Origin of the sequence: Methylovulum psychrotolerans (assembly GCF_002209385.1) — a bacterium.
Taxonomy (GTDB): domain Bacteria; phylum Pseudomonadota; class Gammaproteobacteria; order Methylococcales; family Methylomonadaceae; genus Methylovulum; species Methylovulum psychrotolerans.
The window spans coordinates 2,060,483-2,072,708 of sequence record NZ_CP022129.1; the positions used below are offsets into that span (position 1 = coordinate 2,060,483).

General features: G+C 49.4%; 6 protein-coding genes and 1 tRNA gene. 2 read left to right on the top strand and 5 right to left on the bottom strand.

From position 1 onward, the window contains the following. Positions 1 to 334 precede the first annotated feature (334 nt). The 4 genes from CEK71_RS09465 to CEK71_RS09480 form a co-directional block, all read right to left on the bottom strand. On the bottom strand, positions 335 to 1,030 hold the full coding sequence (locus tag CEK71_RS09465) for a phytanoyl-CoA dioxygenase family protein (RefSeq protein WP_198328530.1): 696 nt from the start codon (positions 1,028 to 1,030) through the stop codon (positions 335 to 337). Between the two features lie 75 nt (positions 1,031 to 1,105). After that, positions 1,106 to 3,538 carry an SAM-dependent methyltransferase gene (locus tag CEK71_RS09470; RefSeq protein ID WP_088621563.1) on the bottom strand — a complete coding sequence of 811 codons (2,433 nt, stop codon included), beginning with the start codon at positions 3,536 to 3,538 and terminating at the stop codon, positions 1,106 to 1,108. A gap of 73 nt (positions 3,539 to 3,611) precedes the next feature. Next, the gene (locus CEK71_RS09475; RefSeq protein WP_198328531.1) at positions 3,612 to 5,507 is read right to left on the bottom strand and encodes a hypothetical protein; all 1,896 of its coding nucleotides are present in this window, start codon (positions 5,505 to 5,507) and stop codon (positions 3,612 to 3,614) included. Positions 5,508 to 5,583: 76 nt separating this feature from the next. Next, positions 5,584 to 7,320, bottom strand: a complete 1,737-nt coding sequence (locus tag CEK71_RS09480; RefSeq protein ID WP_088619161.1) for a hypothetical protein — start codon at positions 7,318 to 7,320, stop codon at positions 5,584 to 5,586. A 416-nt stretch (positions 7,321 to 7,736) separates the two neighbouring features. Here CEK71_RS09480 and rep point away from each other — a divergent pair, with 416 nt between their 5' ends. Together rep and CEK71_RS09490 are read left to right on the top strand one after the other, a co-directional pair. Continuing rightward, a complete protein-coding gene (gene rep, locus CEK71_RS09485; RefSeq protein WP_088619162.1) occupies positions 7,737 to 9,743 on the top strand; it encodes a DNA helicase Rep in 2,007 nt (668 codons plus the stop codon). A 33-nt stretch (positions 9,744 to 9,776) separates the two neighbouring features. Continuing rightward, positions 9,777 to 9,853 (top strand) — tRNA-Arg (locus CEK71_RS09490). Positions 9,854 to 9,945: 92 nt separating this feature from the next. Here CEK71_RS09490 and CEK71_RS09495 read toward each other — a convergent pair. Further along, on the bottom strand, positions 9,946 to 12,063 hold the full coding sequence (locus CEK71_RS09495; protein WP_088619163.1) for a RelA/SpoT family protein: 2,118 nt from the start codon (positions 12,061 to 12,063) through the stop codon (positions 9,946 to 9,948). Positions 12,064 to 12,226: the final 163 nt, after the last annotated feature.

Below are 12,226 nucleotides of genomic sequence, written 5' to 3' on the forward strand. Positions count from 1 at the left end.
GCTCAGAGATTTTAATCAGACTGATTTCAGTCCGTTTAATGAAAAAAGCCTTGTTTAGATTCTCCCCACCCCAGCCCTCCCCATCAGGGGAGGGAGCCGGATTCCATTGCAACTTGTTGTTTTAAATTAATTTGTTAAAACTTTCAATACCCAGTAGCTGAACTATTTATCCGAATGTTAAAAACTTGATGATCGAGTATCAGGATTTGTTGTGTCTTCTTGACAGCCTTTACTACGCGATAAAGCAAGTCTATGGATAGGGAGATGACTGGCACACAACACGTTGGAGGTGGTAGTAGGCTTGCGGCAAACGGGAGAAAGATATTCTCTAAAATCAATACTTTTGCCCTGTACACGGACTATCCCTATCAGCGGGGAGTAAATTATCTGGACGGCTGGCAAATATGGCCCGTACTGTTTCCGGTAGGTCAGCACCTACAATAGCAAAACGAAAATCCAAGCTGACCCTCGTCGTATCCGTGGTGTTGCTCACCGTGCCATGATCTAGGAAACCGCCGTCAAAAATCAGGGCTTGCCCATAAGCAACCGTGACAGGCCGATAGTCAGCACGGCCATAATAGGATTCTAGCCATAAACTGTTGCCGTCGTGGGTGTTGGTAAAAGGTAGCCAGACATTGATTTGTTCGGGCCTGCCAGTAATGTCGGCATCACGGTGCCATTTGCTGACTGTCGGTGTCCCTGCCAGATGCACCCGCATTTTCGGATGGCTGGAATAGGAAATTTTGCGGCCAAAAGCCGGCCCTATCACTTGCCGCACAAAGCTATGGTAGACCTTATAGAAAGCCGATTCGTCATCCAATTTTTGCAGCATGGCACGGAGCAGTAAGTTGTCGTTATAACCCAGTGCGGCAGGTTGGCCACGGCGGATTTTATGCCGCCGCCAATCTTCATGCAGCCGTTCTAGGGCATTGACTTTGAAAACCGAAGCCGCCAAGTTTGCAAAGGGGAAACATTGGGTGTCATAAGCCAATAATTTTGCGGTAGTGATACCGTCAATATCTGTCCACACTTGCGCCTTCACCTTTTTTGTATTATGGGGGATAGGTAGGCTAATAGCTAGCCTACCGCTTTCTTAAACAAGCCTTTAAGGTAGCCGTCGGCTTAGGTAGGCGTTGACAATCGTGGCTGCCAGATTAGCTTTTTCAACCTGGTACCACAGCATAGACCCGCCTGATTGGTCTGGGCGCATGGCAAGATTGACCAGCCGCTCCCAATGCCATTGGCTTAAGCCCATTTCCGGGCCAGCACGGCTCAAACCGGCGGCAGGAGGTACGAAACCGTGGCAGCGTGTCCGAACACCAAGCTGGTTTTCCACCGTACCAAATAAAAAAGGTAACAGGGTGATCGGATCCAGCAATAATGTCAGTTGGCCGCACCGCGCTTTTTCAGGGCCACCTGACCAGCTTACCTGTCCAGAAGCCAATTCCATGGTTATTGGCCGCACCCCATCGATAAGGATCTCATCTGGGCTAAGTTCCAGCAAATACCGTCCGCCACCTAAAATTTTTGTTGCATAAGCCCCGCACAGATCATAGGGGATAGCGTTATCTTTTTGCCAGACTGGCTCTAAATGGCCGTTTTCAGCCAAGGCGGTGCTGCCGGCCATTAAAAACGCCTGGCCGTTTACCGTCAGTTTCCGTCCTTCTAAACATAAAGCACCTTCCAGTATATCCCCATTCAACCGGATACCCAGATGGCGGGACTGTTCGTCCGCTGCCATGACCATAATATCCAATTGCTCGCGTTTGCCATTAACGTCACGGATATGGGTACCGACCAAAGAGGCCGGATGCTGATGGCCAAGCGGCACTTCGGTCAAGACTAAGCGGTGTTCGGCCGGAACCGTTTCGCCCTGTGGCCAGATACTGCCGATCAAGCGGCGGTGGCCACGACTATCAACATCAACACGCAAATAGCCGTTATCTACCCTGCCTAAGGTAGATCGCCATTCCAATGTCCCGCGTTTAAAGGTAAACCGCCGTACAGGTTCGCCATCAATGGACAAACGGGCTTTTTTACCGTCCCCGGTCAAAACGATCAAGCGCCGATTTTGCTCCACGGCATTGTCGCCGCTGGTTTCCGCACAATAAATGCCTGTCCAAGGAAATAAGCAGTCACGCAGGCACAGGTCAATATCGGTACGCATACGCTCCCAATCAGCAGGTAGGCCATTACGCTCTGACCACTGTTGCAATGCGGAAATAAGATTTTCGGCGGGTGCCTGACGGACATGCTTCAGTAAGCCCAATTGCAGGGTCTTTCTCTGGAATAATGTGGTCAGCATTGTCCTGTTAGTGATTGAGGCGACAAAAGAGCCTTTCGCCGCCACTTGGATAGCCCCCGGATCGCGGGTAATCAGCAAGCCGCGTTCGCGTTCGGTTAGGTTAGGAAAGGCCGCCGGGGATAAGGTTTCCCGTGGATTATGGGTATAACGCCGACATAAATCCAAGTCTTGGCGTAAAGCAATCAAAAAGCGGCTGGCACCGGTATCTTCCTGCCATTGGTAACCTTTGGGTACTTGAAAACGCCGAAAAGCCCGGAAAGCCTTCCGTTCACGGGAGCCATATTTGCCGATTTCCCGCAATGGGCCTTCCGCGACACGCAATTCTTGTCCCGGTTTCAGCAAGCCTAAACGGTATAGCATGTCGCGGTCTGCTTCGGCATTATCTTTCGGCGGCAAATAAAAAGTAGATACGCCCGTTACCCGTACTTGCACCCGAGGATCATGTAATTCAGATAACGGATAGCTTTCGATCAGCGGATCGATGGTAGGGTAGCGTGAAGCCACATAATGGATAATCGGATAATCGTCACCATAATATTTTTGGAGATATTCAATAAAAACGGAAAAATTCTCATTGATGTAACCCTTACGGCGAAAACCCATTTCACCAATTAAGCCGACTTGCCATAGCACGACATGCAAACTGGTGTCAGGGACGCGCCCACGGATCAACATATCTGTCGCTTCGTGGGTTTGCATTCCCGGATGGCAAGGGTCGACACCCAAATCGGCGCATAAGCAATCCAAGGCACAAACGCCGGGGCGCATGACGGCGCGGTGCCCTTCGCGTTTGGCGATTAAGATGGCGCGATGCGTGGACAAGACAAAAATGCCGGGATGGCCATAGAAAATCGCTACCACCCGCTGGCCTTGCCGGACAAAATGCAGCATGGCTTCGGTCATTTGCATATAAGTGGTGTACCGTACTTTATTGTCGTCATAAAGCACATATAAGTCATAAGCGTCAGGACGGATGGATTTCAGCCAGACGACGGTCGCAGGATCGGCGACGCAGAAAAAAACCGCATCGGCGGCACGGATCAGCGCTTCGTCGCCGAGGGCGAAACCGACGGTTTCAATGCCGGAGCCTATGATGGTCAAGTCACCACGCACAGCGGGTGGGGTAGCCGCCGTTTCGGCAATAGTATCGCTGTTGGCGGCGATAGCGTGGGCCAGCTCTTCCCATGCACGGGTATGGGCGGCTCTGCTCGGAAATAGGATTGGGTCAGTCACAGAATATTCCATTTGTCGTCAAAAAGTGGGGGATTTCCCCCGCCAAACAGTCCCTGGTTGGCGGGGGAAATTATCAAGATGCCGGAGTGATTTGGTTCAAGTAATCCAAGGCAACATCACAACCTACTTTCACAGGCAATACCGCGCCGTTGTAAGTCGCACTAGCCAACAGCAGATAGGCTTGATACTCATCGGCACTGGTATTGTATTGGGCCATCTGGTTAACCAGAGCCGTTTCGGAAGATGAAGGCCAGTTCCAGCTATTAGCGGCATTGTCAGCGTCCGTATTTTGGGTCATAACGATAGTCGTCAATAACATTTGCTGGGTGCCGATGTCCGGCAGGGTCTGCTGGACAAAGTCGGCAAAAGTTGTCCAGCGCGTCTGCACCGAATTATTTTCGTTCAGCATGTAATTGACCAATAACCCTAACCCTGTGCTTTGTGCCGGTTGCATGTTTTGCAGGTCTTGTTCGTCAGACTGTTGCCATACTTGCAGCAGTTTTTGGGCGGAGGTCATCGCGACAATAATCGCCAGATTTTTTACCAAAGCCGGGAAGGCTTTGGCCATAATCCAGTTACCTATTTTTGAGACTAAGCCATTGACCATGCCGGGTTCGACATTCACGTCCGTGTCAATATCGGTGTCGGTATCAACATCGGTGGCATTGTCGGTGTCGGTGACATTATCGGTATCCGTCACCACATCCGTATCAATATCGATGTCTACGTCCACATCTACGTCCACGTCGATGATGGCAAACACATCATCATCAATATCAATGTCTATATCAATGTCGATGTCCACATCCACATCCGTGTCGGTGACATTGTCGGTATCTTCGACATTGTCGGTATCGGTATCGACATCGACATCAACGTCCACATCGACATCGACGTTAATGGTTTCAATTTCTTCGCCCACATCTTCGGCGACAGAATCGGCGCTGCTGCTGACCTCATTCAGGGCTTCATTATTTGAAGAAATGAACTGGCTGATTTTAGATGACAAATAAGAAATGCCATTGGCGACGCCACTTAAGACCTGTATGGCCATGTTTAAGAGCATGGCCAATTGTACGGTTTGGAAAGAGACGTAAGCCAAATTATAAGCGGCTATCCACCACGGCATCGTGGGGTTTTGGTAAGGCTGGGCCGTCAAATCGCTACCGTCTAGGCTACCGACAAAACACAGTACGACTTCTGGAGACTGGCCTTCCCACGTCAGGTTGCGGGGTACGGCGTTCGCATAAAAACCGCTGCTGGAACTTGCTTGCGGGGAACTGAGCAAGCCATTGACAAAACTGAGCGCCCCGACCCCCGCAGTGCCGCTTGCCGGAACATAGCTGGCTTGGCCACCCGTAACCGTCAGTGTGCCGCAAGGGCTGTCCGGCACGATAAACCCGCTGCTGTTGGTTTGTGGCAGATAGCAATAATAAGTGCCTTCCCAAGCATAAAGCGAATTGGTGGCCCAGAAACTGACAATGCTGAATTGGTCGTATGTGCAACCTGGCAAGCCGTTATCATTGAAAAAGGTGGCGACGCTATCTTCTAAGGTGCCGACATCAGTGACCCCTATAAAAAGCTCATTAAATTGCAATGCTTCAGGCGAATAAGGCTGGCTAAATAATTGTTGGTAAAACGCCCAAACGTTCTGGCAATCTTGTAAATCGGTTGCCGTGACCGTCGTAGAAGCGGTCATGGCCAATATAGGCGGAATAAAAAGCTGCACGGGAAAATCGTCGCTTTCTTGGCAGATGACCAAACGGCTCAACGCGTCGGGTGTTGTGAAATCCGTGGAACCATTGGCGGCAACCGTCGCTATTTGTGTATAAACGGGCAAATAATCCAGCGCATTGGTGCTGGGCGGATTGGCGGGCGGTGTGGGTGTGACTGAATTGTAAACAACCAATTCAACATCCAATTGGTTAATAATGGTAACTGGAATACCAGTTGACTCGGTACTTGACATAACAAACCCCTTCATATTTTAAGAAATGGTGCCCCCCCGCTGCCGCTAATTGACAGCGGGGTAAACACGAGTGCTGTTACAGATCTTCCAGATCCTCCAAGTCATCACCCTCTTCGGCCTCGCTTTCTTCTTTTTCTTCTTCTTCCTGCTCCTGCGCTTCTTCTTCTTGGGCTTGCTCGGCCTCATCAATGCTTTCTTGTTCCGATTCAGAAAGCTCACTGCTATCTTGTTCTTCTATGTTCGCCAAACTCTCGCTGTCCGCTTCATACCCTTCATCAATTTGCTCCAATTCATTTTGGGCTTCTTGGATATCCTGAGGGTTAATATTCTCCAGCTCTTCCATTTCTTCCCGTTCGTTGTTGGCAACCTCTTCCATTTGCTCATTAACCCCCACTTCGGCCAATTCTTCCAACTCTTCGGCCTGGTTGTTCAGTTGCTCTTCCTCTTCTTGGATTTGTTCTTCAACTTGCTCCTCTTCTTGCGCTTGTTGCAGCTCATTTTGCTGGTCAGCAAGCTCGTTTTGTTCAGGGACTTGGACATTATTTTCAGGCCCTAAGCGGTCGGCGATCTCCTGTTGTTCGCCTTGCATCTCCACTTCGGCATCTTGTTGTTCTTGGCGGTCTTGCTCGACTTGCTGCTCATTCGGATCTTCACCGTTATTTTCCTGTTGGTTTTTGGTGAACTTACCTTTTAGCCAACTCAAGCCTTCGTAAAGCAATTTGAGCCCCATGATGACACCCAGAATTTGCATCAGCAATTGCATTCCCGAGGAATTAAAGAAATTTTCAATGGATGTCAGCCAGTTAGAATTATCGGGTTCTTCGGTATAAATGCCGATGGCCTGCACGCCGTTGATACTGCCGGCAAGAATGGGTACTATGGTGGCGGCATCACTGGCATTGCCGCTAAATTGGCTAAGTTCCACATAACTGCATTGCAATGCGATCAAAGGAATGTCTTCGGTTGTGCTGGACACGAGCTGTCCGGCTGAAAAATACAGTGTGGTTGTATTTGAATCGGTATCGGTATAAACAATTGTGTAACCGCCGTTATAGTCGGTGAGCGAAGGTATCCCGTCACCCGCCGTTTGGGTAAAAGTGATAGTGCCCAGAGAAGTCGCGCTAGGGTTCGTGCCGCTACTGGGGGCGTTGCCGCTACTTTTATACATATAATAAGTATAAGATGCGGCAAAGTTTGCCCAGGCAAAAGCGAAGGCGGAAAGATAGCTGGTAACGGCAATGTAGCTATCGAAAGTGACATTTTGATAATCTTGGGTCCCGGCAAAAAATTGGTTCACTGATGAATCGATGCCACTGGCTGAGGTGGATGATTGGTTAGTGCTGTTAAGGACTTGGGTAAAGTTTTTCGCCAACGTCGATGATGGGAAAGCGCAGATATTTTGGTAAAAAAGCAAGGCGTTCGCACATGAGCTGCTGCTGGCAGTCGTGACGGTAATGGGCGGGTAGCTATACGGTTGCACAAACCCCAGCATTTCTGAGGTATCAAAGGCCGGAAACAAATTATTGGCCTGTGCAAAAATCAAGTCATAAAGGGTAACGTCTATGGTTTGGTTGTTGTCAACGATAGTTTGGTCTAAAGTGATAGTGCTGGTGCTGCTCTCTGGAAGCGTTGAGCCGCTAGCGAAAGGCAACAATGCTAGCGTTTGGGCATATCCCTGATAGGTATTGCTGCCTGTATTATAGGCGTTAATGGCGACAATACTGCCATCCCACCCTGTTTGGGCGCTGCTGGCATATTCGACAGGTATGCTAATGCTGTTAGTTACTGTGCAACTGGTATTGGTATTACTCATAGGGGTCTCCTTTATGGTTAGCCATTGGCTCCGAAATATCTTTAAAAAAAGGCGGTTGCGGCAAAGACAGCTTGCCAAGTCCGTAATCGCCTGTGTTACTGCATTACTCAAACCAACTGTTCTCAACTATAACGTTTAAATGCCCTAAAAAATATTAACTATTACCAAAAAATGAGTGACTATTTCACTTTGCAGACTTTTGTAATATCATATTATTGATTTTTAAAAAATTATTTTTCTACCCAATATGAAAATAATTTGCCAGCCAATTTTTTTACAATCTTGCCCAAGAAAGCAAAAATAAGCGGCGGTGAGTTATGCTCACGGCAGACACGGAAAGAATGCCTACCGACCAAAAAACCGTTATTTCCTTAGCGGCTTCCTTTATTGCCCCAAACCCACGATAAAATACCCCTATGTCCAAACTCAATCCCCAACAACAAGCCGCTGTTAAGGCCATCGACCATCCGCTGTTAGTGTTGGCGGGGGCAGGTAGCGGCAAGACGCGGGTGATTACCGAAAAAATCGCTTATCTGGTCAAGCAGGGTTTGCCGGCGCGGCATATTGCGGCGGTGACGTTTACCAATAAGGCGGCGCGGGAAATGCAAAGCCGGGTGGCGAAATTGCTGGACGACAAACTCAGCCGGGGATTGCGGGTGTCTACCTTCCATTCTTTGGGCTTGGACATTTTGCGCAAGGAGCATAAGACCTTGGGCTATAAGGCGGCGATTACGCTATTTGATGAGCAAGACAAGCAAACTTTGTTAAAGACGCTGATTAACCACAGCGTTAAGCAACACGATATAGACCACCTTGACCGCTATAGCCTGCACATTGGGCAATGGAAAAACGCTTTTGTCACGCCGGAGCAAGCGGTGGCGGCGGCTACTGCCGAACAATTACCATCCGCGACTTTATACGCCGACTACACCCGCAGCCTGAAAGCCTATAACGCGGTGGATTTTGACGATTTGATCTTGCTGCCCGTGTTGCTGTTCCAAGCCCATCCGGCGGTATTGGAAAAATGGCAAAATAAGATCCGTTATCTGCTGGTGGACGAATATCAGGACACTAACGTCACCCAGTACCAATTGGTCAAACTGTTGGCGGGCAGGTTGGGCAAGTTTACGGTGGTCGGGGATGATGACCAGTCAATTTATGCCTGGCGCGGGGCGCAACCGGAAAATCTGGCGCAATTGCAAAAAGACTTTAGCCGTTTGCAGGTGATTAAGCTGGAGCAAAACTACCGCTCGACCGGGCGCATCCTAAAAGTCGCCAACCAACTCATTGCCAACAACCCCCATGCTTTTGAGAAAAAGCTGTGGAGCGAGTTGGGTTATGGCGACCCGTTGCGGGTGTTAAGCCATAAGGACGAACTGATGGAGGCCCAGCAAATCGTTTCGGAAATTATCCACCACAAATTCAGGACGGGTAGCCGTTATCAGGATTATGCGATTTTGTACCGTGGCAACCATCAGTCACGCCTGTTTGAAACCGCCTTCCGCGAGAACAACATCCCTTATTTTATCAGCGGCAGCACCTCGTTTTTTGCTTATGCGGAAATCAAGGACGTATTGAGTTACTTGCGCCTGTTTGTTAACCACGATGACGATGCTGCGTTTTTGCGCATCATCAACACGCCGCGCCGCGAGATTGGCCCTACGACCTTAGAAAAACTCGGCGCTTACGCTAATGAGCGCCATATCAGCCTGTTTGCCGCCAGCAGTGAATTCGGCCTGACCCAAAAGCTTTCGGAAAAGTCGCGGCTGCGTTTGGGCAAGTTCCATGCTTGGGTGCTTGATACTGCCGGGCGTATCGAACGCGAAGACACGTTTGTGGTCATGGAAAACATGATCGACCAATTAGGTTACGCGCAATGGCTACGCGAAAACAGCAAAACCAAAGAATCTGCCGACCGGAAAATGAAAAACGTTTTTGAGCTGGTCGAATGGCTGAAACGCATCGCCGATAAAGACAGCAACGGCACACCCAAATCACTGGCGGAAATCGTCTCTAAAATCATGCTGATGGACATTATGGAGCGGAACCAGGAAGAGGAGGTGAACGACCAAGTGAGCTTAATGACCTTACATGCGGCTAAGGGCTTGGAGTTTCCGCATGTGTTTCTGATCGGTATGGAAGAAAATATCCTGCCGCACCAAAACAGCGTCGAAACCGGGGCGATAGAGGAAGAACGCCGCTTGGCCTACGTTGGCATCACCCGCGCCCAGCGTACCTTAACGTTTAGCTATTGCACCCACCGCAAGCGTTATGGCGAAATCAACGAATGTGAGCCTAGCCGCTTTTTAAGCGAATTGCCGGAAGAAGATTTGGAATGGGTCAATAAAAAGCAATTGGCCCCTGAGGTTGTCAAAGCGCGGGGCAAAGCCAGTTTGGCTAGCCTTAAAACAATGTTGTCGTAATTTTAAAATGGTTAGGGTATAATAATCGGCTTCGCGCCCGTAGCTCAGCTGGATAGAGCGCAGCCCTCCGGAGGCTGAGGTCAGAGGTTCGAATCCTCTCGGGCGCGCCATTTCCGCTTATGTCCCCCTATCCTTTTTAAGGTTGCTATTGCCCACTTTGTTGTAAGGTGGTCAGGCACTTTTCGCACCTTCTTTTTTCACGCTAAATATTACGCTTCACATCAATCACGTTCGCCAAGCAGCCGATTTTTCTCAGAATCCGGCTAAGTTGGTCGGTATTTTTGATTTGTATGGTCATCTTTAACAGAGCATAGCCGTCCGGGTGGGTGTCCATGGCTGCGTTGGAGATATTGATTTTCTCTTCGGCAAGCAGTTGCGACACTTCGTTGAGCAGGTTGCGGGTACTATAGGCTTTAACGATGATCGGCACAAAATAGCTGTTGGTTTGTTCGCCCCAGGCCACGCCGATTAGGCGGCTTTGCTTGTCGTGGTTTAGCTCCAGAATATTCACGCATTGTTTGTTATGGACAATAATGCCTTTTTTTAAAGAAATGAAGCCGATAATGTCGTCGCCCGGCACCGGGGTGCAGCACCGCGCTAATGTGGTTAAAACTTGATGGAGGCCATCAACGGATATTGCCGATTGGCCGGCCGCTTTTGCGGCATTGGCAGGCGGCGTTTTCGTTTTGGCGGCTTCCAATTCGGGTATTTTGAAAAAAGCCGCAAGCTGGCGGGTGTTAATGTCGCCGCGCCCGATAAATTCTAATAATTGCTCGGTATCCGGTTGGTGGAAATGCTTGGCAAGCTCGTTCAGGTTTGGGGTTTTAATGCCTAGGCGTTGGCTTTCCTTGTCTAAAATCGCTTTACCTGCGGCAATGTTCTGCGCTTCTTGCTGGTTTTTAAACCAGCTTTTGACTTTGCTGATGGCATTAGCCGATTTTAAGTAGCCCAGATTCGGGTCTATCCAGTTACGGTTCGGGCCGCCTTCCTTGGTGGTCAGAATTTCCACTTGCTCGCCTGATTTTAACAAATACGTCAGCGGCACAATCCGGCCATTGACTTTCGCGCCCCGGCAACGGTGGCCAATTTCACTATGGATGGCATAGGCAAAATCCAGCGGGGTCGAATTTTTGACCAAATCAATGAGTTTGCCTTTCGGGGTCAGCACATAGACGCGGTCATGGAACAGCTCATTGCGGAAATGTTCGCTAAGGGTTTCGTCATCGTCTTTTTCTTCCAGCAATTTGCGTAAGGAGCTGATGCTTTTTTCGACCGCCGCATCATGTTTGCCGCCTTCTTTATAAGACCAATGCGCCGCCACCCCGAATTCGGCAAAATCGTGCATTTCTTGGGTGCGGATTTGCACTTCGATACGTCGGCCATCCGGGTCAATGATAACGGTATGCAAGGATTGGTAGCCGTTTTCTTTCGGGTTGGCGATATAATCGTCAAACTCTTTCGGGATGGTTTGCCAGAGGCTATGGACAATCCCTAAGGTGGTGTAACAGGCGGTCAGGTTGTCGACTATCACGCGCACCGCCAACAGGTCGTACAGTTCTTCTATGCCCAGTTGTTTGCGCTGCATCTTTTTCCAGATACTATAGATATGCTTGGGTCGGCCATAAATGCTGGCGCTGATGCCTTCGTTGCCGAGCGTAGTTTTTAGCGTTTCTATAAAGCGGCCTATGCAGTTTTCCCGTCCGATACGGTTGTCGTTTAAGGATTTGGCGATATGCAGATAAGATTGCGGTTTCAGGTAGCGGAACGCCATATCTTCCAACTCCCATTTGAGTTGGTGTATGCCCATGCGGTTGGCGATGGGGGCGTAAATGTCCAGCGTTTCTTGGGCGATAAAACGGCGCATTTCATAAGATTCTTTCGGCAACACTCCCAGGCGCTTAATGCGGTAGGCAAGCTTAATCAATACCGCCCGCACATCTTGGGTCATCGACAGCAACATCCGCCGCAATATCTCCGATTGGCTGGGCTGGTCGGTCATGTCCAACGAGTAAATGGCGATGGTATTGAGCCAATTGACATCTTGCACTAAAGCCGCTACCGTTTCGCCAAATTGGGCCTTAATCTGCGGCAACAGCTTGAGGGCGGTCAGCCGGGGGTCGCTTAAGATAGCCGCCAGAATGGTGCTTAAATCGACGTTAAAGTCCATGAGTATCGTGGCGACTTCGATACCCTTAGGGCGATAATAACGCGGGTCATCCGCCAGTTGCCCAACGATTGCTAAGGCTTTGTCAATTTGTAGGCGGTCCGGTTCGGAAAAATTGCTAAATATAAGTTTGTCGGTGTTGATATTTTTTTTCATCAGAAGAATGTCGCCGATTCAGGAGCTTTAAATTTAAAGATAGTCATTATTGTGTGTGCCATGCGCTATTTGGGGGCAAAATCCGCCAATACCATGGTATTGGCGGATTTTTTAACCAGATCGCATCTTCAGAATAAGCTATATCCATGCCATTATTATGGGT

Bases quoted from the DNA above. Each gene is read 5' to 3' on its own strand.
- CEK71_RS09475 (WP_198328531.1), bottom strand. From the start codon at position 5,507: ATGTCAAGTACCGAGTCAACTGGTATTCCAGTTACCATTATTAACCAA.
- CEK71_RS09480 (WP_088619161.1), bottom strand. From the start codon at position 7,320: ATGAGTAATACCAATACCAGTTGCACAGTAACTAACAGCATTAGCATA.
- rep (WP_088619162.1), top strand. From the start codon at position 7,737: ATGTCCAAACTCAATCCCCAACAACAAGCCGCTGTTAAGGCCATCGAC.
- CEK71_RS09495 (WP_088619163.1), bottom strand. From the start codon at position 12,063: ATGAAAAAAAATATCAACACCGACAAACTTATATTTAGCAATTTTTCC.